Source organism: Virgisporangium aurantiacum (assembly GCF_016863635.1).
Lineage (GTDB): Bacteria > Actinomycetota > Actinomycetes > Mycobacteriales > Micromonosporaceae > Virgisporangium > Virgisporangium aurantiacum.
This window is the reverse complement of the sequence record NZ_BOPG01000043.1, coordinates 97,469-119,901: the sequence shown is the minus strand read 5'-3', so window position 1 is coordinate 119,901 and position 22,433 is coordinate 97,469. Positions and strand designations below refer to the sequence as shown.

Sequence of the window (22,433 nt, the reverse complement as noted above, 5' to 3'; positions counted from 1 at the left end):
GGCTCGCGGGCGCGCCGAAGCGCGCGTCAGGTCATCAGGGAACCTCACTACTTTGCCACACCATCCCCGGTATCCGGAAATCCGGCCTCATCGAGGGCGGCGCGATCACGCGCGGAGAGGGCGGCACGGGCCAGGAGATCGGGCCGGCGCGCGGCCGTCCGCTCCAGAGACCGGTCGCGGCGCCACCGTGCGATCCGGCCATGGTCACCCGAACGCAGGATCTCCGGGACGTCGTGGGCACGCCACGACGCCGGCTTCGTGTACACCGGCGCCTCCAGCAGGCCGTCGGTGTGCGACTCCTCCACCAGCGACTCGGCGTTGCCGAGCACGCCCGGCAGCAGCCGCGCCACCGCCTCGACCATGGCCAGCACCGCCACCTCGCCGCCGAAGAGCACATAGTCGCCGAGCGACACCTCACGGCCGCCGAAGTGGTCGACCACCCGCTGGTCGATGCCCTCGTACCGGCCGCAGGCGAAGATCAGATGGGACGCCGCGGCGAGCGAAACGGCCGTCGACTGCGTGAACGGTTCTCCGGCCGGCGACGGCACCACCAGCACCGACGACGGCGAAACCAGGGCGTCGAGGGCCTGGCCCCACGGCTCGGGGCGCATCACCATGCCCGGCCCGCCGCCGTAGGGGGTGTCGTCGACCGTGCGGTGCACGTCGTGCGTCCACTGCCGGAGGTCGTGCACGTCGACGCGCAGCAACCCGGCGCCGCGCGCCCGGCCGATCAGCGACAGGTCGAGCGGGCCGAAGTACTCCGGGAAGATGGAGACGATGTCGATCTTCATCAGAGGTCGAGCAGGCCCTCGGGCAGGGTCATCACCAGGCGACCGCCGGCGAGGTCGACCTCGGGCACCATCGCGCCGACGAACGGCACCAGCGCGGTGCGTCCGTCGGGCCGGCGCAGGATCAGCATGTCGTGGGCCGGACCGTGGTCGATGCGGACCACCTCGCCGATCTTCTCCCCGTCGGGGTCGACGGCGGCGAGACCCACCAACTGGTGATCATGAAATTCGTCGGGGTCGTCGGGCTCGGGAATTTCCTCGGAGTCGACGCACACCAGCACCCGGCGCAGCGCCTCGGCGCCATCGCGGTCTTCGACGCCCTCGAACGCGACGATCAGCCGGCCCAGGTGCGGCCGGACGTATTCGATGGTGAGGGGCCCGGCCTCGCCCGGGTCGGTGACCAGCACCGCCCCGGGCGTGAACCGTTCGCTCGGCTCGTCGGTACGCACGGTGACCACGACCTCGCCGCGCACCCCGTGCGGACGCGCGATCTCGCCGACGACGAGCAACATACGGCTAGTACGAGTCCATGATGTCGACCCGGACGCCGCGCCCGCCGATCGAGCCGATGACCTGCCGCAGCGCCTTGGCCGTGCGGCCGCCACGGCCGATCACCGTGCCCAGGTCCTCGGGGTGCACGCGCACCTCGAGCCGCTGGCCACGGCGTGAGTCGATCATGCGCACCCGGACGTCGTCGGGGTTGTGCACGATCCCCTTGACCAGGTGCTCCAGGGCCGGACGCAGGACGTCGGCGCGCCGCGCCGACGCCGGCTCAGCCCGCCTGGTCGGCGCCGGCACCGGCCGACTCCTCGGTGGCCGGGGCGGCCGGGGTCTCTTCGGCCTTCTTCGCTTCGACCGTTTCCGCCTTGTTCGGCTCGGCCTTCTTGGCGTCGTCGGCCTTCTTGGCGTCGGCCTTCTTCGGCTCGGCCTTCTTGGCCGGCTCGGCCTTCTTCGCCGGCTTGGTGTCGACGCCCGCCGCGGCCTGCGACTCGGCCTCGTAGATCGCGGTGCGGTCGGCCCGCGGGGCCGCCACCCGCAGCGGCTCGGTGGGCGGCGGCAGCCCCTTGAACTTCTGCCAGTCGCCGGTCTTCGACAGGATCGCCTTCACCGGGTCGCTGGGCTGGGCGCCCACGCTGAGCCAGTGCAGCACCCGCTCGGAGTTGACCTCGATCCGCGAGGGCTCCTCCTTCGGGTGGTAGATCCCGATCTCCTCGATCGCCCGCCCGTCGCGCTTGGTGCGCGAGTCGGCGACGACGATGCGGTACTGCGGGTGACGGATCTTTCCCATCCGCAGAAGCCGGATGCGTACAGCCACGGTGAACTACTCCTACGTATTCGAGGCTGAGCCGGGCCGGCCGCCACGTGGGGACATGTGGCCTGCTTCGCTCATGGGTGGCGGCACGCCCGGGTTAGAGGGCACGGACGTGTGCCGGATTCCAGCCCGTAATTGTGCCACACCCCGGGAGTCAGCCTTTCAGCAGGCGCTTCCTCTCGGCCGCCACGTCGAAGTCCGGCGGCGGGTAGGCCGGATCCGCCGCCGACAGGACCTCGACCAGCAGGCTCGCCACGGCCCAGTTCCGGTACCACTTGCGGTCGGCCGGGACCACGTACCAGGGCGCCGCCTCCGTGCACCGGGTCAGCGCCTCGTCGTACGCGGCCCGGTAGTCGTCCCATCTGGCCCGCTCATCGACGTCCGCTGGATTGTATTTCCAGTATTTTGTCGGGTCTTCGAGCCGTTCGCGCAGGCGGGCGAGCTGCTCCCCGGGCGAGATGTGGAGCATGATCTTGACCAGGATCACACCGTCGTCGACCAGTTCCCGCTCGAACGCGTTGATCTCGTCGTACCTCTTCCGCCACTCCTCGGCGGGCACGAGGTCGTGCACGCGCACGATGAGCACGTCCTCGTAGTGCGAGCGGTTGAAGATCCCGACGTGCCCGGGCTCGGGTAGGCGTTGCCGGATCCGCCACAGGAAGTGGTGGGCGAGTTCCTCCGTGGTGGGCGCCTTGAAGCTGGTCACCTCCAACCCCAGCGGGTTGAACACCCCGCCGACGTGGCGGACCAGCCCGTCCTTGCCACCGGCGTCCATCGCCTGCAGCACGATCAGCAGCCGGCGCCGGTCTTCTCCGGAGCGCGTCGACGCGTAGAGCCGCTCCTGCAGCCCGGCCAGGTCCGTGCCGAGGCGGGCGAGTTCGGCCGCCGACCAGGCCTTCGGGTCCTCCGCCTTGCGGCCCGCCTTCGGCAGGCCGGGCGTCGATCTCGGGTCGATCGCCGCCAGGTCTGCGGGGGTCGGTGCTTTCAAAAGCTTCCGAAGGGACGCCATGAGCACGATCATCCCCCGCCGGGCCGAAGATCGCGCAGTAACCTGCTGCGGTGGAGCCCATCCTCAGCAACGTGCCCGGTTCGCTGGCCTGGCACGTCTGGCACGAACGGCATCCGGTCCTGTTCGCCAGGATCAAGGAGGCCCACCCGTTCCCGCCGGAGATTCATACGGCGCTCGATGGCCTGCTCGCCGAGACGCTGACCCCGCCCTGGCTCGACGCACCGTTCCTGTCGGCGGAAAGTACCTTCTACCGCCGCCTCCTCGACGCGATCGGCTATTTCTCGCCGGGTCCATGGGCCGGGTTCGACCTCTTCGCGTTCCTGAAGGACGCCGACCTCGCGTCGGCGCCACTGCACGATCTCCCGGAGCTGACGCCGGCCGAACACCTGATCGCCTCGCTCTGGGGCAACCAGGCCGACCTCGGTTTCCAGCTCGGCATCGCCGTCGGCCCGGCCGCGCACCTGGTCGCCGACGACACAGACGACGCTCTATCCGTGCTCACCGGCGCCGCGAGGGTGGGCCTGGTCGCCGACAACGCCGGCAAGGAGCTGCTGGCCGACCTCGGCCTGATCGACTTCCTGCTGGGTCCGGGTGGGGTCGGTGCGGTGACCCTGTACCTCAAGCCCCACCCGTACTACGTCTCCGACGCCACCACCACCGACCTGGTGAAGTGCCTGCGGGCCCTGGCCGGCGCCGGCGGCCGGGCGGCCGGAACCGCCGACCGGCTGCACGCCGCGGCCGCCGCCGGCCGCTTGCTGATCGACACGGATCCGTTCTTCTGCGCCCCGCTCCCGTTCCACGAGGCACCGCCCGACCTGTTCGGCCGGGCCGACGTGCTGATCTTCAAGGGCGACCTGAACTACCGCCGCCTGGTCGGCGACAACCACTGGCCCACCTCGACGCCCTTCGCCTCGACGCTTCCCGCGTTCGACGGGACGGCCGTGGTCGCGCTGCGGACGTTGAAGTCCGACGTCCTGGTGGGCGTCGACGATGCCGTGGTCGCCGCCCTCGCCGATCAGGGCGACTGGCGCACCAACGGCCGGTACGGGTCGGTGCAGGTCTTCATCCCGTGACGCGTCTTCATCCCGTGACGCGCGGGCGGTCCCAGCCGTCGGGAACCTGGCCGGGCATGGTCCAGCCGGGGTCGGGCATGAAGTCGCACCAGGTGCCGTCGAACGGGAACTCGCCGGCCTCGATCTTGGGGATCACCCGCCGGCCCTCGGCCCACACCGCGTCGGGGTCGCTGACCCAGTAGTGGTCCGGGAAGCCGAGGCGCTCGGCGAGTTCGTGCTCGTCCTTCCACTGCCAGGTGCGGTTCGGCCAGACCCAGATGTCCAGGTCGAAGTCGGTGGTGTCGATGCCGGCCAGGTCGCCGTCGTCCCACCGGGCGATCGGTCGTTCCAGGTTGACGTACCAGGCCGCGAACACCCCCGCCGGACGGAACAGCCACCACACCGAGTGCGCCGCGTCGGGCGGCACGAACTTGAGGATGTTCGGCCCCCGATGGACGTCGCCGACCATGTGCTTGGGCTCCTGGAGCCAGTCGGCGAACGGCATGCCGCGCGGGCCGCGGCCGTCGAGCGTCACCTCTCGTCGCATGGGCGTGCCGTGCGGCATCCACATCAGCAGGCCCCGCTCGTCGTCGGAGACGACCCGCACCAGCGGCACCCACACCAGGTCGCGGTGGGTGAAGTGCCGGTGCACGAGCAGTTGCCCCGGTTTGAACCGGGTCACCACGCCCGCGGCCGGTCCCAGCCGGCCGGGATCGCCGTCGGCACGGTCCAGCGCGGATCGGGACGGAAGTCGGTGCGGGTGCCGTCGAACGGGAACTCGCCGGCCTCGATCAGCTTGACCACCTCGGCCCCGCTCGTGCGCACCGCGGCCTCGTCGTCGCACCAGTAGAGCTCCGGGACGGCGAGGTGGTCGGCGAACTCGTCCTCGTCCTTCCACCGCCACGTCCGGTCGGGCGCGGCCACGATGTCGAGGTCGTAGTCGATCGTGTCGAGGCCGACCAGCCCGTCGGTGTTCTCCCAGCGGGCGCCGGGCCGTTCGAGGTTCACGTACCAGCTCGTGAACCGCCCGGCCGTGAAGAACATCCAGACCGAGTAGGCCGCGCCGGGCGGGTGCAGCATGAGCACGTCACCGCTCCACGTGCCGTCGTGGAGCGCGTGCTCGACGCGTCCCCAGTCGGTGAACGGCACGTCCCGGAAGGTGCGGCCGTCGGCCGCGCCGATGGTGCGCCACGGGCTGCCGGTCGCGAACCACAGCCACAGGCCGTGCTCGTCGTCGGCCGCGACATGCCCGACCCAGACCCGGCCGATCTCGTGGTCACGCATGTAGTGCCGCCGCAGCGCGGGGGTGCCCGCCGCGAACGCCACGGCGGTCAGTACGCCCGCGCGAGGTAGGCGACCAGGCCCGGTTCATCCTCGGAGTCGGGCACGGTGCCGTCTTCGCGGGTGAGGCAACGCACGGTGACGCCCTGCGCGTTCGCCTTGTTCTCCCCCTCGACGCCCACCGCGCTCCACGGCAGCCGCGCCCAGCCGGCCGTGCTGGCCTCGATCGCCTCGTCGACGGTCGACACCTCGGCGGTGTTCTCCTCGCGCCGGGTGCGTGCCTCGGTGAGCAGGTTCTCCTGCGTGGCCCGGAGAGCGTTCGTCACCGCGTCGACGGCCTGGTCGAGCGGCAGCGGCTGCTTCACGCCGTCGTAGCGGGTCACCAGCGTGACGTTGCCGGTGGCCAGGTCGCGCGGGCCGACCTCGACCCGCACCGGGTAACCCTTGAGTTCGGCGTCGACGGCACGCCGGCCGAACGGGGTGTCGACCCGGTCGTCGAGGATCACGCGTACGCCGGCGTCGCTCAGCGCGTCACGGAGCTTTGTGGCCGTGGCGATGACCTGATCGCCGTCCTTGACCACGGTGACCACCGCCTGCACCGCGGCCGCCTGCGGCGGCACGCGGAGGCCGTTGTCGTCGCCGTGGCACATGATCATGCCGCCGAGCATGCGGGTGGACGAGCCCCAGGAGGTGGTCCAGCAGAGCTCGCGGCCGCCTTCTTTTGACGAGTATTCGATGTCGAAAGCTTTGGCGAAGTTCGTGCCGAGCTCGTGGCTGGTGCCCATCTGCAGCGCCTTGCCGTCGCCCATCATGCCTTCGAGCGTGTAGGTGTTGGTCGCGCCGGCGAAGCGCTCCCGCGCCGTCTTCCGCCCGACGATGACGGGCATTGCGAGGACGTTCACCATGAAATCCTCGTAGACGTCGTGCAGAATCCGTCGTGCGTACGCACGGGCGTCGGCCTCGGTGGCGTGGGCCGTGTGGCCCTCCTGCCAGAGGAACTCGCTCGTACGCAGGAAGATGCGGGGCCGGAGCTCCCACCGCACCACGTTGGCCCACTGGTTCAGCAGCAACGGCAGGTCGCGGTAGCTGCTGACCCACTTGGCCATGAACTCGCCGATCACCGTCTCACTGGTGGGCCGCACCACGACGGGCTCGCTCAGCTGCTTGCCGCCGCCATGGGTAACGACCGCCAACTCGGGCGAGAACCCCTCGACGTGCTCGGCCTCGCGCCGCAGGTAACTCTCCGGGATGAAGAGCGGAAAGTAGGCGTTCTGCGAGCCGGCCGCCTTGATGCGGGCGTCCATCTCGTCGACCATGCGCTCCCAGATGGCGTACCCGGTCGGCCGGATCACCATCGTCCCCCGCACCGGGCCGTTGTCGGCCAGCTCGGCTTTAGCGATGACATCCTGGTACCAGCGGGGAAAATCGTCCGCACGGGGAGTGAGCACACGCGCCATGACCGCCAATCGTAGGCGCAGCCGCCGTGCTCCTCGGTGCCGGTGCCCTGTGGAAAGCTTCCGGGTTATCCACAGGCAGGAAAGACGCCCTTCCGTTCCGGCCGGCCAGGCCCCGATCCTGTCCCGATGCCCGTGCCCCGTGATCTCCCTTTCGTAGGCTCCGCCGCCATCGCTGAAGGGCTGCTCACCCGCCGCCAACTCCAGGGCGGCACCTGGCGCCGCCTCTTCCCCGACATCTACGCCTGTGCCCAGTTGGAACTCGACCACCACCTCCGGTGCCAGGCGGCCGGCCTCTACCTTCGCGGCCGAGGGGCCGTCAGCGGCCGCTCGGCCGCCGCGTTCTGGGGAGCTGACACGCTGACCCGCGGCGACCCGATCGAGGTCACCGTTCCGGCGGACGTACGGATCCGGCCGCCCGCGGGGCTGCGGGTGATCCGATCGTCGCTCGGTACCGCTGACCTGATCGCTGTGGGTGGAACGCCGGTCACCACGCCCGCCCGCACCGCTTTCGATGTCGCCCGCCGGTTGCCGATCGTCGAGGCCGTGGTCACCGTCGACGCCATGCTGGCCAAGCGCTTGATTGTCGACGACACGCTGCTCCGGCTCGCCGTCGACCATCCCGGCTGGCCCGGCGTTGACCGCTTGCGGCAGGTGCACGCGCTCAGCGACGCCGGTGCCGAGTCGCCGCAGGAGAGCCGCCTCCGGATGATCCTCGTCGGCGGATCCCTGCCCCGGCCGGTCACACAGCACGTCGTGCGCGACGCAGGTGGAACGTTCGTCGCCCGTCTCGATCTCGCCTACCCGGAGCACAGGCTTGGAATCGAGTACGAGGGAGATCATCACCGTGACCGTGGCACGTTCCAGCGCGATCTCCGCCGGATCAACGCGCTGCGCGCCTGCGGCTGGATCGTTCTGCGCTTCGCCGCTGCCGACATTTACCGCAATCCGGACCGGATCGTCGAGCTGGTCCGAGCCGCACTCGAAGTTGATCTCCTGACCGGGCACTGAGGCACCTGCCTCGGACGAGAAGACGTGCCTGAGTGCCCGGTCAGGAGATCAACTTCCCGCGGAGGATGAGCGCGGCGGGGTTCAGGAGGGCTCGCAGGTCCTTCCGGGGGTCGTGCTCGTACATCACGAGGTCGGCCAGGCCGCCTTCGACAAGAGAAGGGAAGCCCAGCCAGGCCCGGGCGCCCCAGGAACCCGCCGAAAGGACTTCCTCATTCGAGAGGCCCGCCTCGGCCAGCAGGAGCATTTCGCGGGCGGCCAATCCGTGTTCGACGGTTCCGCCCGCGTCGGTGCCGACGTAGATCGGCACCCCTGCCTCGTGCGCTTTGCGTACCACGCCCGGTAGTCGGTCGCGGAGGGCCAGCATGTGCGCGGCGTACCTGGGGAACTTGTCTTCCGCCTGGGCGGCGATGCGGTCGAACGTCCGCACGTTCAACAAGGTGGGAACGAGCGCCGTGCCCTGAACGGCCATGAGCGCGATGTCGTCGTCGCTGAGGCCGGTGCCGTGCTCGACGGAGTCGATGCCGGCCCGTACCAGGGCGGCCACCGACTCCTCCGCGAACACGTGGGCCGCGACGCGGGCACCGGCAGCGTGCGCGGTCGCCACGGCCGACGCCATCAGGGAGGAGTCCCAGGAGGGCGCAAGATCGCCGACGGACCGGTCGATCCAGTCGCCGACCAGTTTGACCCAGCCGGAACCGGCCGCCGCCTGCTTGCGCACCTCGGCGTCGAGGTCGGCACCGGTCACCTCGGCGCCGATGTCGCGCAGGTAGCGGCGGGGAGCTGCGATGTGCCGGCCGGCCCGGGCGAGCCGCGGGAAGTCCAGCTCTTCATCAAAGGATGACCCGTACTCCAGTGGCGAGCCCGCGTCCCGGATCGCCAGGACCCCGGCGGCGCGATCGACGAGCGCGGCCTCGCGGGCGCCGGACATCGTCGCCGGCTCGCCGCCGACCGTGATGCCGATGTGGCAGTGGGCGTCGACGAGGCCGGGCAGGATGAACCCGCGGTCGAGAACGGTGGTCGCGCCCGGGACGGGCTCGAACGTCACGCGGTCGCCGACGAGCCACAGATCCCGCGTGACGTCGTCCGGCAGCACCACGCCCCGGACGTGCAGAACCTCAGTCACGCTGCCGCTTCTGCAGCTGGGAGAAGTCCAGCTTCGGCGGGGTGAAACCGGGCGCCATCCCGGGCAGCGCGTTCGGGTCGAAATTCGCCGGCATCTGGGGCAGCGCGGCGGGACGCTGCGGACGCTGGCCGCCGCCCTTGCCCTTGCGCTTGTTCTTCGGCGACTTCGTCGCCTTCCGCCGGCCGCCGGGCAGGCCCATCATGCCGCCCATCTGCTTCATCATCTTCTGCGCGTCGGCGAACCTGTTCAGCAGCTGGTTGACGTCCATCACGGTGGTGCCGGACCCGTTGGCGATGCGCACCCGCCGCGACCCGTTGATGAGCTTCGCGTTGGAGCGCTCGGCCGGGGTCATCGAGCGGATGATCGCGGTGACCCGGTCGAAGTGCTTGTCGTCGACCTCGGCCAGCTGGTCCTTCATCTGGCCCATGCCGGGCAGCATGCCGAGCACGTTGGCGATCGGACCCATGCGACGCACGGCGATCAGCTGCTCGAGGAAGTCTTCGAGGGTGAACGACTCGCCGCCCATGAGCTTGGCGGTCATGCGCTCTTTCTGATCGTCGTCGAAGGCCCGTTCGGCCTGCTCGATCAGCGTGAGCATGTCGCCCATGTCGAGGATCCGCGACGCCATCCGCTCGGGGTGGAAGACGTCGAAGTCCTCGAGCTTCTCGCCGGTGCTGGCGAAGAGGATCGGTTGCCCGGTGACGGCCCGCACCGACAGGGCGGCACCACCGCGGGCGTCACCGTCGAGCTTCGACAGGACGACGCCCGTGATGCCGACGCCGTCGCGGAACGCCTCGGCGGTGGCCACGGCGTCCTGACCGATCATCGCGTCGATCACGAAGATCACTTCGTCGGGGTTCACCGCGTCGCGGATCGAAGCCGCCTGCTGCATCATCTCGGTGTCGATACCGAGCCGACCGGCGGTGTCGACGATAACCACGTCGCGCATCTGCCGCTGGGCGTGCCCGATCGCGTCGCGGGAGACCTGCACCGGGTCGCCGACGCCGTTGCCCGGCTCGGGCGCGTACACCTCGACCCCGGCCCGGCCCCCGAGCACCTGAAGCTGGTTGACCGCGTTCGGACGCTGCAGGTCGGCCGCCACCAGCAGCGGCTGGTGGCCCTGCTCCTTCAGCCAGCGGGCCAGCTTGCCGGCGAGCGTCGTCTTACCGGAACCCTGGAGGCCGGCCAGCATGATCACCGTGGGCGGCTGCTTGGCGAACTGCAGGCGCCGCGCCTCGCCGCCGAGGATGCCGATGAGCTCCTCGTGGACGATCTTGACGACCTGCTGCGCCGGGTTCAGCGCCTGGGAGACCTCGGCGCCCCGGGCCCGTTCCTTGATCCGGTTGATGAACAGTTTCACCACCGCGAGCGCCACGTCGGCTTCCAGCAGCGCGAGCCGGATTTCACGCGCGGTGGCGTCGATGTCGGCGTCGGACAGCTTGCCCTTGCCGCGCAGCTTGGTGAAGATCCCGGACAGGCGATCGCTCAGGGTGTCGAACACGGAGGCCAGTCTACTGGGCGCTGTTGCTGGCGCTCGCTCCGCTCGCGCGGGCCCGGGCGCCTACTCGGCGGCGTCTTCCCTCGTCGCTCCGGTCGCTCCGCTCCCTGCGCTCCTCAGTCCAGACGCCGCCGGCGCCGGGCCGGAACCGCCCACCGCGTTGAGCACCGCCACCTCGATCTCCTTCCGCCGGTCGTCGGTCCAGTCGGTGCCTTCCAGGTAGAACGCGTCGACCACCGCCGCGCCCAGGGTCGAGATCCGGGCCGCCCGCACGTCGGCGCCGGCGTTCTCCAGCGCCGACGCGATCGAGTACAGCAGGCCGGGCGAGTCGGCCGCCCGCACCTCCAGCACGGCCGCGTCGGTGGCGGGATGCCACACCAGCCGCGCGTCGATCCCGGCGGACCGCACCGCCAGCCGCCGACCCAGCGGCAGCTCACCCGCCAGCGCCCGGCGCAGGTCGACGGCGAGCCCCTCGAGATCGACGCCACCACCGAAGCGCGGCTGCACCGCACACGACACGTACGCCAACCGGTCGACCGTCGACGTGTCGGCGGTCATCACCTCCAGCCGGTGCAGCGCCAGGCAGCCGGCGACCGCGGCGAGCAGGCCGCGCCGGTCCTGCGCGGTCACCGTCACCCGTTCGGCGGTGACCCGCACCGCCGGCAGCGGGCCCTCCGGGCGCGGCGGCGCGGCCGGCGGCGGCTCGGGTGCCCGCCCGGCGAGTGCCCCGCCGGCGCGCCGCACCAACTCGTCGACCAGCCGGCCCTTCCACCCCGACCACGCCGCCGGCCCGGTCGCCGCCGCGTCGGCCCGGGCCAGCGCGTACAGAAGATCCAGGGTCGTGGTGTCGCGGACCGCCTCGGCCACCATGTCGATGGTGATCGGGTCGGCCAGGTCGCGGCGGGTCGCGGTGTCGGGCAGCAGCAGGTGCTGCCGCACCACCCGGCGCACGATCTCCACGTCGGCCGGCGGCAACCCGATCCGCTCGGCCACGCCGGCCGCGATCGGCGCGCCGACCGTGCTGTGGTCGCCGGGCAGCCCCTTGCCGATGTCGTGCAGCAGCGCGCACAGCACCAGCAGGTCGGGCCGGGCCACCTCGCGGGCGTGCACGGCGGCGTTCGCGGCGGTCTCGACGAGATGCCGGTCGATGGTGAACCGGTGCACGGGGTTGTGCTGCGGCGCGCTCCGGATCCGGGCCCACTCCGGCAGCCAGCCGGTCACGAGGCCGTACCGGTCGCACGCCTCCCACGTCTGCACCAGGCCGGGGCCGGCGCCGAGCAGCGCGAAGAACGCGTACCGGGCCCCGGGAGGCCACGGCCTGGTGGGTGGTTGCGCGTACCGGGCCAGCCACTCCAGCGTCGGTCTGGCTATGGGACGCCCGCTGCGCGCCGCTGCCGCGGCGACCCGCAGTGCGAGGGCCGGGTCGGGCCTGGCGGTGACGGCGGTGCGCGCGAGCACCGCCTCGCCGTCCTGCTCGATGACGTCACGGGCCAGCGGGGTGCGGGTCCGCTCCGCCCGTGGCTTGCCGCGCCGGGTGAGCCACCGGGTGGCCGCGCGCCACCCGTCGTCCGAGGCGTGCGCGATGGTGCGGGCGGCGTCGGTGATCCGCCGCAGCAGCGCGTCGCCGTCGGGAAGTTCGAGTTGCCGGGCCACCTCGCTGCGCTCCTGCGCGAGCAGGTGGTCGCCGCGCCGGCCGCGGGCGACGTGCAACGCGTCGCGCACGTCGAGGAGGAAGTTGTGGGCGGCGCGCACGGCCGGCCGGGTGCCGTCGGCGACGCCCGCGTAGCCGAGGCCGCGCAGCACCCCGACGTCGCGCAGCCCGCCCCGGGCCTCCTTGAGGTCGCCCTCCAGCAGGAACGCCAGTTCGCCGTAGCGCTCCCAGCGCTGGTCGATGAGCTCGCGCAGCATCGGCAGGATCCGGTGTGCCTCGCGCCGCCACTTCTGCACCACGGCCTCGTGCAGGCGCCGGGCGAGGTCGCGGTCGCCGGCGATCAGCCGCGCGTCGAGCAGCCCGAGGGCCGCCTTGACGTCGGTGTCGGCCACCTCCAGCGCCTGCGGGACCGTGCGGGCGGAGTGGTCGAGCTTGAACCCGGCGTCCCAGATCGGGTACCACACCTGGGCCGGGTCGATCACGCAGTCCTCGGTGTGCACGAGCACCAGGTCGATATCGCTGTACGGGGCCATCTCGCGACGCCCCAGGCCGCCGACGGCGACCAGCGCGGCTCCGGGCAGGTCGGGTAGCAGGCTGGCGAGCCACGGGTCGAGCGCGTCGGCGCGGCCCGCCCGTGCGGCGGCGCCCACCCCGGAGGAGATCCCCGGGGTGGGCGCCACGCTGCTCACTGCTGCCGTCGACCCGCCGTCAGAGCGCGTCGAGCCCACGCTCGCCGGTGCGGACCCGCACCACGTCGTCGACCGACGTGACCCAGACCTTGCCGTCACCGATCTTGCCGGTGCGGGCGGCGGTGACGATGGAGTCGACGACCTTCTCGACGTCGAGTTCGTCGGTGACGATCTCGACCCGGATCTTCGGCACGAACTCCACCGTGTACTCGGCACCCCGGTAGACCTCGGTGTGCCCCTTCTGGCGGCCGTATCCCTGTACCTCGCTGACGGTCAGGCCACTGACGCCCAGCGTCGACAGCGCCTCTTTCACGGCATCGAGCTGGTAAGGCTTGATGACCGCGGTCACGAGCTTCATGCCCATTCCCTCCATGTCCCGACGTTAGCTAGTAACCTGCTCGGCCACGGGCGCCTCGGCCGGTGGTGACGCGGATGCCGACGATTGACTCGGCGCGATTCCGGCGAGGGCGAACGCGCCGCCGGTGCCACCGCTGCCCGTCGACAGGTCGTAGCCCGCCTCGGCGTGCTCGGCCAGGTCGATGCCGTCGACCTCGGCGTCGGTGCTGGTGCGCAGCAGCTTGACCGCCTTGAGCACCAGGGCGATGAGGGCCGCGATGCCGAGCGAGTAGACCGTCACGACACCGCTGGCCGCGGCCTGGCGGCCGAGCTGGGTCACGCCACCACCGTAGAACAGACCGTCGCTGGCGCCGACCACGTCGCCGATCGCGGCGTTCACCTCGTTCGTGGCGAACAGGCCCAGCCACAGCGAGCCGATCCAGCCACCGACGAAGTGGACGCCGACCACGTCGAGCGAGTCGTCGTAGCCCAGCTTGTACTTCAGGCTCACCGCGAGGGCGCAGACGATGCCGGCGACCAGGCCGAGCACCACACCCGCCCACGGCTCGATGAAGCCACAGGCCGGGGTGATCGCCACCAGGCCGGCGACGGCACCGGACGAGGCACCGACCAGGGTCGGCTTCTTGTCCCGGATCCACTCCACGATGATCCAGCCGAGCAGGGCCGCCGCGGTCGCCACCAACGTGTTGATGAAGGCCAGACCGGTGACCGCGTCGACGGTCAGCTCCGAACCCGCGTTGAACCCGAACCAGCCGAACCACAGCAGGCCGGCGCCCAGCGCCACGAACGGGACGTTGTGCGGCCGGAAGCCCTGCCCGGGCCAGCCGGCGCGCTTGCCGAGGACGAGCACCAGGCCGAGCGCGGCCGCACCGGCGTTGATGTGCACCGCGGTACCACCGGCGAAGTCGAGTGCGTGCAGCTTCGTCGCGATCCAGCCGCCGCCCCAGATCCAGTGGGCGACCGGGAAGTACACGAGCGTCGCCCAGCCGGCCGCGAAGATCAGCCAGCCGGCGAACTTCATGCGGTCGGAGACGGCGCCGCTGATCAGGGCCACGGTGATGATGGCGAAGGTGGCCTGGAACGCCATGAAGACGTACACCGGAATGCCGGTGGTTCCCCAGAGGTCGGTTTCGGCGAGGTACGTGTTCCAGCCGGGGTAGTCGCCGAGGCTTCCGAGCAGGCCGCCGGCGGTGTCCGAACCGAATGCCGCCGAGAACCCGTAGAACAGCCACAGGACGGAGACGAGCCCGATCGTGGCGAAGCTCATCATCATCATGTTGAGCACGCCTTTGGACCGGTTCAAACCGCCGTAGAACAGTGCCAGGCCCGGGGTCATCAACAACACGAGAGCACTGGATACCAGCAACCAAGCGGTATTGCTGGCATTGAATTCAGGCACGCTGGCCTCCTGGTTGGCGAGTTCCTCTCTCCGGCCCGTTCGGCACCCTCGCCACTCACGCCGGAATGCACGAAAGCTTCACGGCCAGGTGTTTCGAAAGGTGCCCAGCACGGTTTCCGCGCCATCACGCAAGGTTTCCAACGTGTGAACGTTTGCTCACGCTGACCGATCAGATGAGGCCGGCCGGCCGGTTAGCGGAGGGAGTACTCGAGAATGTGGCGCTCGTAGTCGATCAGCCGGAGATCACGCACCGGGCGACGCAAATGGCCTTTGTGCACGATCCGGACGAACGCCGGATCACCGGCGGCAGCCATCCGCCGGATGCCCTCGATGTGGTCGACGATCCGTTTCCGGATGACGCGCACGAGGCGGTGCCGGTCGCGCGGGGTCAACCCGTACGCGTCGGCGAACATGCGCAGCCGGCGCGGCCGGTTGGGCCGCTTCCAGCCCAGCGTGTACGAGTCGCGGTCGGAGAACAGCGGGGTCCACGTCCAGGCCGCGTACGCCACGTCGTAGATGCGGGCGCCGGGCGAGGCCAGGTCGAAGTCGATGAGGGCCAGCGTGCCGTCGGGCCGCCAGATGACGTTGTGCGGCGCCGCGTCGTGGTGACAGATCACCTCGGTGTCGGGCGGCGGCGGGCCGAACGAGCGCCACACCGCGCCCGGTGGCGGCCGGAAGCCGTACTGCGCGTCGTGGAACATGCGCAACATCTGGGCGACGGTGGTGAGCGCCTCGTCGGTGACCCAGTGCGGCGCCAGCGGGTACTCGCCGCACTCGCCCGTGATGTACGAAAGGACCTCGCGGCCCTTCTCGTCTATTCCCAGCGCGCGTGGAGCACCGGTGTACCCCACGTACTCCAGATGCCGCAGCAGCGAGTGCACGGCGGGCGTCCAGGGGCCGGCGTTGCGGCGGACCGTGTCACCGACACGGTGGACCACCGAGGTGTTACCGCCGTGAAGCGGTACTTCCTGCTGGGTCACCGGCCCTCCATCATCTGCGTACGTCCTCGAAGGCTACGCGTCCGTCGCCAGCAACGCCTCGACGAACTGGGCGGGTTCGAACGGCGCAAGGTCATCCGGCCCCTCGCCCAGCCCGACCAGCTTCACCGGGATGCCCAGTTTGCGCTGAACCGCGATGACGATCCCGCCCTTCGCCGTGCCGTCGAGCTTGGTGAGCACCACGCCGGTCACGTTGACCACCTCGGTGAACACCCGCGCCTGCTCCAGACCGTTCTGTCCGGTGGTGGCGTCGAGTACCAGAAGGGTCTCATCTACCGGCCCGTGACGCTCCACGACGCGCTTGACCTTGCCCAACTCGTCCATCAGGCCGATCTTGTTCTGCAGCCGGCCGGCCGTGTCGATCACCACAGTGTCGACCCGGGTCTCGATGCCGCGCTTCACGGCGTCGAAGGCCACCGCGGCCGGGTCGCCGCCCTCCGGCCCGCGGACGACCTCGGCGCCGACGCGGCCGGCCCAGGTGGCCAGCTGCTCGGCGGCGGCGGCCCGGAACGTGTCGGCGGCGCCGAACATCACCGTGCGCCCGTCGGCGACCAGCACCCGGCCGATCTTGCCGCAGGTGGTGGTCTTGCCCGACCCGTTGACGCCCACGACCAGCACGACGGCCGGGCGCCCCTCGGCGGTGGCCGTCAGTGACCGGTCGAGCGACGGCTCGAGGGCGTTGGTGAGCTCCTCGGCGAGCAGTTTGCGCAGCTCGTCGGCGGAACCGGTGCCCAGCACCCGGGCCTGCGTGCGCAGCCGTTCCACCAGTTCCTGTGTCGGGCCGACACCGACGTCGGCGCGGATCAGGCTCTCCTCGACCTCGTCCCAGGTGTCGTCGTCGAGCTTGTCGCGCGACAGCAGCGCAAGCAGGCCCCGGCCGAGGGAATTCTGTGACCGCGAGAGGCGGGCCCGCAGCCGGGTCAGCCGCCCGGCCGTCGGCTCGGGCGTCTCGATGACCGGTGCCGGCGGAGTTTCGACCGCGGGCTCAGGTTCGACGACCGCGGGCGGTTCGACGAGGCCCGGCTCGACCTCCGGCTCAGCCTCCGGTTCCACCGCGGGTGTCGGCGGGCGTTCGAGCACCTCGGTGCCGGTCGTGCCCGGCACGCTGGGCGGCAGTTCGCGCCGGCGCTTCGGGACGACGTACGCGACGGCCCCCACGATCAACAGGACCAGCAGCGCAACGGCGATGACGACGTACTCCATGCCCGAATCGTCTCAGACTCACCCGACCGGACCGGGTGGCAGGGCCACCGTTCTTGGCGAATCATGGGACCCGTGCCCGCCGTGGAGGAACCATTCAGGTCCGAATCGACCATCAGCGTCCGCTCGCCACTGATCCTGGGGCCGGTGCTGCGCCGGGTCGAGGGCGGCCAGGCGACCATCTGGGTCGAGCCGGACCGCCCGGGCACCGTCGAGGTGCGGGCCGGAGGCAGCACGGGCACCGCCCGTACGTTCAGCGCGCACGGGCACCACTACGGCTTCGTGGTGGTCGACGGGCTGCCGCCCGACTCCGTCGTCCCCTACGAGGTCTTCTTCGAGGGCGAGAAGGCCTGGCCGCCGCCGGACTACAAGTACCCGCAGCCGGCGATCCGCACCCGGCCCTCGTCGCCTCCCTCGGCGACAAATCAGCCGCTGCCAGCGGGCGGCGTGCGCATCATGTTCGGCTCGTGCCGCGAGTCGTCGCCGCTGCACACCGACCGGTTCCCGCCCGACGCGCTCGACGCGTACGCCGTACAACTCTCCGAGGCGGAGAACCCCGATTGGCCCGACCTGCTCATGCTGCTCGGCGACCAGGTGTACGCCGACGAGACGTCCACGACGATGAAGCGGGTCCTGGAGGAGCGGCGCGCCCAGCGCCGCCCCGACGCGCCCGACGAGCAGGTCGTCGACTTCCACGAGTACACCCAGCTCTACGTCGACTCGTGGACCGACCCCGACATCCGCTGGCTGTTCTCCACCGTGCCCAGCGTGATGATCTTCGATGACCACGAGATCATCGACGACTGGAACATCTCCGACACCTGGCGCACCGACATCGCCCGCGAGACGTGGTGGGCCACCCGCATCAAGGCCGGCCTGTCCACCTACTGGGTGTACCAGCACCTGGGCAACATCCCGCCGTCCGAGCTGGAGAAGGACCCCGTCTACCAGGCCGTGATGGCCAACGCCGACGACGCGACGGGCGTCCTCGACGAGTTCGGCACCCGGGCCGACGCCGACCCGGCCTCGTACCGGTGGAGCTACTCGCTCGACCTCGGTCGCACCCGGGTCGTCGTGCTCGACAACCGGGCCGGCCGCCAGCTGCGGCCGGGCTCGCGGGCGATGGCCTCCGACGCCGACTGGGCCTGGTTGCAGGACGCCGTGGCCGGCGACCACGACCACGTGGTGCTCGGCTCGTCGCTGCCGTGGCTGATGCCGCCGGCCGTGCACCACCTGGAGGCGGCGAGCGAGAAGCTCACCGAGTCGCGCCGGCCGTGGGTCCGCAAGCGGGCCGAGAAGATCCGCCGGGCGGTCGACCTGGAGCACTGGGCCGCGTTCGGCCGGTCCTTCGATGCGCTCACCGAACTGCTCACCGCCGTCGCCGACCGGGAGAACGGCCCGGCCACCGTGTGCGTCCTCTCCGGCGACGTGCACCACTCCTACGTGGCCAAGGCCGACGTGCCCACCCGCAGCCCGATCTTCCAGCTCACCTGCTCACCGGTGCACAACGCGCTGCCCGGGTTCATGAAGCCGGCGATGCGGTTCAGCTGGAGCCGGGTGGCGGCGGCGATCGGGCGCGGCGTCGCGAAGGCGGCCGGCCTTCCGCCGCCCGTGGTCAAGTGGCACCGGGTGGCGGGTCCCGTCTACAAGAACGCCGTCAGCGAGCTCTGGCACGACCGCCGCGACGCGGTGGTCACGATAATGGGGACGGAGCCCGATAAGTTGCTCCACCGGATGGCGCGGGTCCGCTTGACCCGTTAGTCGCCCGGCGGCGCGGGGGTGCCGGGTCGGTCCGGACGACGGGCCCGTTTCCGCGCAGCGCCTCGACGGCGGTGTGCGCGGGCATCGGCTTGGAGAAGTGGTAACCCTGCGCGGTGGTACAGCCCAGCGCAATCAGGGCGGCGCACTGCTCGGGCGTCTCCACGCCCTCGGCCACCACCCGACGGCCGAGCTCGCGGCCGAGTTCCACGGTGGTGCGCACGATCGCGGCCGCCTCGGGCCGGTCGACCATGCGGGTGACGAACGTGCGGTCGACCTTGACCTCGTCGAGCGCGACCCGGGTGAGGAAGGTCAGCGCCGAGCAGCCGGTGCCGAAGTCGTCGACGGACAGCTGCACCCCGAGGGCGCGCAGTTCGGCCAGCACCTCGTCGACCACCCGGTCCTCGCTGAGCACCACCGTCTCGGTGATCTCCAGGATCAGCCCGTTCGCCGGGACGTCGCGCTCGTGCAGCAGGTGGGCCACGTCGGCGGGCAGCTGGCGGTCGTGCAGGCTGCGCGGCGACAGGTTGACCGACACCGGAAGCGCCGTGCCGACGGCGCGCAGCTTCGCGGCGAAGTCGAGCGCGGCGTCGAGGACGTAGCGGGTGAACTGGCCGAGGAGCTCGCTCTGCTCGACCGCCCGGACGAAGTCCTTCGGGGTGAGCGTCCCGCGCCGCGGGTGCCGCCACCGCACGAACGCCTCCACCGACACCGGCCGCCGGCTCGGCAGGCCGACGACGGGTTGCAGGTCGAGGTACAACTGGTCCCGGCCGGCCAGCGCTTCGCGCAGTTCGGCCAGCAGGGCCAGCCGGTCGGTGCTCGCGTTGTCGCGGTCGGCCTCGTACCAGGCGACGCTCGCACCGTCCCGCTTCGCCTGGTACATGGCGATGTCGGCGCGGCGCAGCAGCTCCGTCACGTCGATCTCGCCGGCGGCGGCCGCGACCACCCCGATCGACGCCTCCACCGACAGCTGCACCCCGGCCACCTCGGTCGGCCGGGCCAGGTCGGCGGCGAGCAACCGGGCCCGCTCGACCGCGGCCGGCTGCTGCGCGCCGGTGCCGGCGAACAGCACCGCGAACTCGTCCCCGCCGAGCCGCACCACGAGGTCGGCCGGCGCCGACCGGGCCGACAGGCGCTCGGCGATGATCTCCAGGAGACTGTCGCCGGCCTTGTGGCCGAGCGTCGTGTTGACCTCTTTGAAGTGGTTGATGTCCAGGAGCAGCAGCGCGACCGGCGCCGCCGTGTCGAGCGCGCCCAGCCGGGCCGACCCGCGGGCGAGCAGCGCCGACCGGTTGACCAGCCCGGTCAGCGGGTCGTGGTTGGCGTCGTGGTCGCTGCGCTCGGTCAGGGCGCGGAGCTCGCTGTTGGTCGCGGCGTCATGAAGGGACGCGGCCAGCGCGTCACCGTACGCGTTGAGCATCAGCGCGTCGCGCCGGTTGAGCACGTTGGCCGACAGGATGCGCAGCTCGCCGATGCGGGCGCCGGCCACCAGCAGCGCACGGGTGGCCAGGGCCCGGCCCCGGCCCGGCCCGGCCAGGTCGCCGAGCGGGTCGCCGTCGCGGTGGCCGGGCGGAGCCTCGACGCGGGTCACCACGCCGTCGCCGGCGATCGAGTACACCCGCGGCGGGCCGGGCGGCCCGTCGATCACGATCTCCCCGGTGCGGCCCCCGAACAGGCGGATCGCGCCGTCGAGGCCGGCGGCCGCGGCCTGCGGCTCGTCGAGGTGGTTCAGTTCCCGGGTGGCTTCGGCGAACGTCTGCCACGACCGGCGCTCGTCCTCGTTGACGGCCCGGAACGCGAACGTCTGGTGCAGCAGCCACAGCGACGGCGGCAGCACGAGCAGCCACATCCGGTTCCCGGCGAACCCGGCGATCATGGCGAGGCCGACGATCGCGTTCCCGACCGCCATCGGAACCTTGGTACGGATGAGCGTGCGGGCGACCCGCGCCGCGCGCTGGTCGAACTCGATCGTGGCCAGACCGGCGACGATCCCGGCGCTGAACACCAGGAAGACCGCCGCACCGGCGACCAGGGCGGTCACCGTGCGCCCGTCGAGTTCGGCCTCCGGTCGCAGGCCGAAAAGGGCGGCCGTCGTGGCCGCGGCCGCCGCGGAGACCGTGAGCGCGGCGGTGTTGTTGACCATCTTGCGCCGGTTGGCGACCTTGCCGGCGCGCAGGCCGCCGTACTGCTGGAGCCCGACGGAGACGAGGAACACCGCCGGCACGAGGCCCACGGACACGAAGTAGCAGGCGACCATCAGGGCCGCCTCGCCCCAGCCCAGCCGCAGGACGCCGGTTCCGGTACGGACCCGCACGACGAGGACGTGCCCGAGCACCACCAGCGCGCAGACCGCGGCGAGGACGGCCGGCGGCGGGATCTCGGCCCCGGTGACGAGTGTGTACACCAGCCCGCCGACGACCGAGAGCACCGCGACGGCGCGCATCAGGTACCACGACCACCGCCAGACGGCACCGGGCGACGCGACCGCCGACGACCGCTGCGCCGGTATACGGACCGGATCGGTACCGGTGGATGGAGGCATCAACGGCGTCATCGACGGGGGCGGATCCGGGGACGCGACCGGCACGGTCGCGCGTCTATCGACCACGCGTCACCGCCCCTCCGCGCTGCGTCATCGCTTGCGGACCCGTTGTTCCCGCGTCGGGTTGCCCAGCCCACTGGCGAGGCTAGAACATCAACCGATCGAGCGACAGAGGTCGCGAACACATTGCGAGACGCCGAAACAGGGCCGCAACAGTCAGTTTCCCGGCGACTGGGGCGAATCGGGCTCGTCCTGCGAGGGGAACCGCTCGGGCAGCCGCTTGATGCGCTTGTTCATGTTGCGGATGAGCAGCACCGTGCCGATCGCGAGCAGCACGATGATGAGCAGGCCGAGCGGCCCGGCGAGGCTACCGGAGCGGGTGTCACCGAAGATGTTCTGCGCGATCCCGTCCACGCCGCCACCGTACGCCTGTTCAGCAGGTGACGCGTTCGCGGACCCCGGTGAACAGGTCGTCTTCGGGCACCGCGCTGTCGACGAACGACCGGACCAGTTCGTAGTCCTCGGTCGGCCAGTGCTTCACCTGCAGCTCACGCGGCACCGCGAACCACTGCCCGTCCGGGTCGACCTGGGTGGCGTGGGCCCGCAACGCGTCGTCGCGCTGTTCGAAGTGGTCGGCGCACTCGACGCGGGTGGTGACCCGGGAGCTCTTGTCGCGCTTCGGGTCGAGGTTCTTCAGCCACTCCTCGTACGGCGACTCGAGGCCTTCGGCCAGCAGCGCGGCGTGCAATGTCGCGATCCGCTTCATGTTCCACATGTGGTAGTAGAGCTTCAACGGCTGCCAGACCGGCCCCTCCTCCGGGTACCGCTCCGGGTCACCGGCCGCGTCGAACGCCACCATGCTGACCTTGTGGGTCATCACGTGGTCGGGGTGCGGATAGCCGCCCTCCTCGTCGTAGGTGAGCACCACGTGCGGCTTGAACGAGCGCATCAGCCGCACCAGCGGCGCGGCCGCCCGCTCGACCGGCACCAGCGCGAACGCGTCGTCGGGCAGCGGCGGCAGCGGGTCACCCTCCGGGTAGCCGGAGTCGACGAAGCCCAGCCATTCCTGGCGGATGCCGAGGATCTCCCGGGCCCGGTCCATCTCGGCCCGGCGCAGTTCGGGCAGCTGCTCCCAGACCTCCGGCCGGTCGAGTTTCGGGTTCAGGACGCTTCCGCGCTCACCACCGGTACACGTCACCACCAGCACGTCGACGCCCTCCGCGACGTACCGGGCCATCGTTGCCGCACCCTTGCTGGACTCATCGTCCGGATGCGCGTGCACCGCCATCAGGCGCAACTGCTCCCCCACCC

The 22,433-nt window shown here is 71.2% G+C and carries 20 protein-coding genes and 1 pseudogene; 3 read left to right on the top strand and 18 right to left on the bottom strand.

Annotated elements, in window-relative coordinates; all coding sequences use genetic code 11:
• Nucleotides 1-47 precede the first annotated feature (47 nt).
• The 5 genes from trmD to Vau01_RS31765 form a co-directional block, all read right to left on the bottom strand.
• Nucleotides 48-791 carry a tRNA (guanosine(37)-N1)-methyltransferase TrmD gene (gene trmD, locus Vau01_RS31785; protein WP_204000251.1) on the bottom strand — a complete coding sequence of 248 codons (744 nt, stop codon included), beginning with the start codon at nucleotides 789-791 and terminating at the stop codon, nucleotides 48-50.
• The gene (gene rimM, locus Vau01_RS31780) at nucleotides 791-1,297 is read right to left on the bottom strand and encodes a ribosome maturation factor RimM (RefSeq protein ID WP_204000393.1); all 507 of its coding nucleotides are present in this window, start codon (nucleotides 1,295-1,297) and stop codon (nucleotides 791-793) included. The genes trmD and rimM overlap by 1 nt, the downstream gene beginning before the upstream one ends.
• Before the next feature lie 7 nt (nucleotides 1,298-1,304).
• Nucleotides 1,305-1,586, bottom strand: coding sequence for an RNA-binding protein (locus Vau01_RS31775; RefSeq protein WP_239152001.1), 282 nt, complete (start codon nucleotides 1,584-1,586; stop codon nucleotides 1,305-1,307).
• Entirely contained in the window at nucleotides 1,561-2,103 is a 543-nt protein-coding gene (rpsP, locus tag Vau01_RS31770) for a 30S ribosomal protein S16 (protein ID WP_204000249.1), read from the bottom strand. The genes Vau01_RS31775 and rpsP overlap by 26 nt, the downstream gene beginning before the upstream one ends.
• 151 nt (nucleotides 2,104-2,254) lie before the next feature.
• Nucleotides 2,255-3,109, bottom strand: coding sequence for a PPK2 family polyphosphate kinase (locus Vau01_RS31765; protein ID WP_204000247.1), 855 nt, complete (start codon nucleotides 3,107-3,109; stop codon nucleotides 2,255-2,257).
• A gap of 50 nt (nucleotides 3,110-3,159) precedes the next feature.
• On the opposite strand from Vau01_RS31765, the gene Vau01_RS31760 reads away from it, so the two are divergent.
• Complete coding sequence (locus Vau01_RS31760; protein WP_204000245.1) at nucleotides 3,160-4,182, top strand: damage-control phosphatase ARMT1 family protein; 1,023 nt, start codon at nucleotides 3,160-3,162, stop codon at nucleotides 4,180-4,182.
• A gap of 7 nt (nucleotides 4,183-4,189) precedes the next feature.
• On the opposite strand, the gene Vau01_RS31755 is transcribed toward Vau01_RS31760, so the two are convergent.
• Genes Vau01_RS31755 through proS form a run of 3 tightly spaced genes read right to left on the bottom strand, consistent with a single transcriptional unit; the run spans nucleotide 4,190 to nucleotide 6,899 of the window.
• Entirely contained in the window at nucleotides 4,190-4,843 is a 654-nt protein-coding gene (locus Vau01_RS31755; protein ID WP_204000243.1) for a ribonuclease FAU-1 family protein, read from the bottom strand.
• Nucleotides 4,840-5,487: a ribonuclease FAU-1 family protein gene (locus tag Vau01_RS31750; RefSeq protein ID WP_239152000.1), complete on the bottom strand. Its 648-nt coding sequence runs from the start codon at nucleotides 5,485-5,487 to the stop codon at nucleotides 4,840-4,842. The genes Vau01_RS31755 and Vau01_RS31750 overlap by 4 nt, the downstream gene beginning before the upstream one ends.
• 5 nt (nucleotides 5,488-5,492) lie before the next feature.
• Nucleotides 5,493-6,899 (bottom strand): proline--tRNA ligase, encoded by a 1,407-nt coding sequence (gene proS / locus Vau01_RS31745; RefSeq protein ID WP_204000240.1) that lies wholly within the window; start codon nucleotides 6,897-6,899, stop codon nucleotides 5,493-5,495.
• Nucleotides 6,900-7,025: 126 nt separating this feature from the next.
• Here proS and Vau01_RS31740 point away from each other — a divergent pair, with 126 nt between their 5' ends.
• Entirely contained in the window at nucleotides 7,026-7,907 is an 882-nt protein-coding gene (locus tag Vau01_RS31740; protein ID WP_204000238.1) for a type IV toxin-antitoxin system AbiEi family antitoxin, read from the top strand.
• 40 nt (nucleotides 7,908-7,947) lie between these two features.
• On the opposite strand, the gene Vau01_RS31735 is transcribed toward Vau01_RS31740, so the two are convergent.
• The 7 genes and pseudogenes from Vau01_RS31735 to ftsY form a co-directional block, all read right to left on the bottom strand.
• Nucleotides 7,948-9,030 (bottom strand): amidohydrolase family protein, encoded by a 1,083-nt coding sequence (locus Vau01_RS31735; RefSeq protein ID WP_204000235.1) that lies wholly within the window; start codon nucleotides 9,028-9,030, stop codon nucleotides 7,948-7,950.
• Complete coding sequence (ffh, locus tag Vau01_RS31730) at nucleotides 9,023-10,531, bottom strand: signal recognition particle protein (protein ID WP_204000233.1); 1,509 nt, start codon at nucleotides 10,529-10,531, stop codon at nucleotides 9,023-9,025. The genes Vau01_RS31735 and ffh overlap by 8 nt, the downstream gene beginning before the upstream one ends.
• A 147-nt stretch (nucleotides 10,532-10,678) precedes the next feature.
• Nucleotides 10,679-12,868, bottom strand: a pseudogene (locus Vau01_RS31725) ([protein-PII] uridylyltransferase); the annotation flags it as partial.
• Between the two features lie 19 nt (nucleotides 12,869-12,887).
• Nucleotides 12,888-13,226, bottom strand: coding sequence for a P-II family nitrogen regulator (locus tag Vau01_RS31720; RefSeq protein ID WP_203925194.1), 339 nt, complete (start codon nucleotides 13,224-13,226; stop codon nucleotides 12,888-12,890).
• Nucleotides 13,227-13,250: 24 nt separating this feature from the next.
• Nucleotides 13,251-14,561: an ammonium transporter gene (locus tag Vau01_RS31715; protein WP_204000389.1), complete on the bottom strand. Its 1,311-nt coding sequence runs from the start codon at nucleotides 14,559-14,561 to the stop codon at nucleotides 13,251-13,253.
• Between the two features lie 254 nt (nucleotides 14,562-14,815).
• Nucleotides 14,816-15,604, bottom strand: coding sequence for a phosphotransferase (locus Vau01_RS31710; protein WP_204000229.1), 789 nt, complete (start codon nucleotides 15,602-15,604; stop codon nucleotides 14,816-14,818).
• 33 nt (nucleotides 15,605-15,637) lie between these two features.
• Entirely contained in the window at nucleotides 15,638-16,825 is a 1,188-nt protein-coding gene (gene ftsY / locus Vau01_RS31705; protein ID WP_204000227.1) for a signal recognition particle-docking protein FtsY, read from the bottom strand.
• A gap of 63 nt (nucleotides 16,826-16,888) precedes the next feature.
• Between ftsY and Vau01_RS31700 the strand changes: the two genes are divergently transcribed.
• Nucleotides 16,889-18,583: an alkaline phosphatase D family protein gene (locus Vau01_RS31700; protein ID WP_204000225.1), complete on the top strand. Its 1,695-nt coding sequence runs from the start codon at nucleotides 16,889-16,891 to the stop codon at nucleotides 18,581-18,583.
• On the opposite strand, the gene Vau01_RS31695 is transcribed toward Vau01_RS31700, so the two are convergent.
• From Vau01_RS31695 to mca, 3 genes are all read right to left on the bottom strand, one after another.
• Nucleotides 18,516-21,122 carry a putative bifunctional diguanylate cyclase/phosphodiesterase gene (locus tag Vau01_RS31695; RefSeq protein WP_204000208.1) on the bottom strand — a complete coding sequence of 869 codons (2,607 nt, stop codon included), beginning with the start codon at nucleotides 21,120-21,122 and terminating at the stop codon, nucleotides 18,516-18,518. The genes Vau01_RS31700 and Vau01_RS31695 overlap by 68 nt on opposite strands.
• A gap of 216 nt (nucleotides 21,123-21,338) precedes the next feature.
• A complete protein-coding gene (locus tag Vau01_RS31690) occupies nucleotides 21,339-21,536 on the bottom strand; it encodes a hypothetical protein (RefSeq protein ID WP_204000404.1) in 198 nt (65 codons plus the stop codon).
• A gap of 19 nt (nucleotides 21,537-21,555) precedes the next feature.
• The gene (gene mca, locus Vau01_RS31685; protein ID WP_204000206.1) at nucleotides 21,556-22,431 is read right to left on the bottom strand and encodes a mycothiol conjugate amidase Mca; all 876 of its coding nucleotides are present in this window, start codon (nucleotides 22,429-22,431) and stop codon (nucleotides 21,556-21,558) included.
• Nucleotides 22,432-22,433 lie beyond the last annotated feature (2 nt).

Excerpts from the sequence above, each read along its gene's own strand:
- trmD (WP_204000251.1), bottom strand. The coding sequence starts at position 791 with ATGAAGATCGACATCGTCTCCATCTTCCCGGAGTACTTCGGCCCGCTC.
- Vau01_RS31695 (WP_204000208.1), bottom strand. The coding sequence starts at position 21,122 with ATGCCTCCATCCACCGGTACCGATCCGGTCCGTATACCGGCGCAGCGG.
- Vau01_RS31715 (WP_204000389.1), bottom strand. The coding sequence starts at position 14,561 with ATGACCCCGGGCCTGGCACTGTTCTACGGCGGTTTGAACCGGTCCAAA.
- Vau01_RS31700 (WP_204000225.1), top strand. The coding sequence starts at position 16,889 with ATGGGACCCGTGCCCGCCGTGGAGGAACCATTCAGGTCCGAATCGACC.
- Vau01_RS31740 (WP_204000238.1), top strand. The coding sequence starts at position 7,026 with ATGCCCGTGCCCCGTGATCTCCCTTTCGTAGGCTCCGCCGCCATCGCT.
- proS (WP_204000240.1), bottom strand. The coding sequence starts at position 6,899 with ATGGCGCGTGTGCTCACTCCCCGTGCGGACGATTTTCCCCGCTGGTAC.
- Vau01_RS31720 (WP_203925194.1), bottom strand. The coding sequence starts at position 13,226 with ATGAAGCTCGTGACCGCGGTCATCAAGCCTTACCAGCTCGATGCCGTG.
- Vau01_RS31765 (WP_204000247.1), bottom strand. The coding sequence starts at position 3,109 with ATGGCGTCCCTTCGGAAGCTTTTGAAAGCACCGACCCCCGCAGACCTG.
- ftsY (WP_204000227.1), bottom strand. The coding sequence starts at position 16,825 with ATGGAGTACGTCGTCATCGCCGTTGCGCTGCTGGTCCTGTTGATCGTG.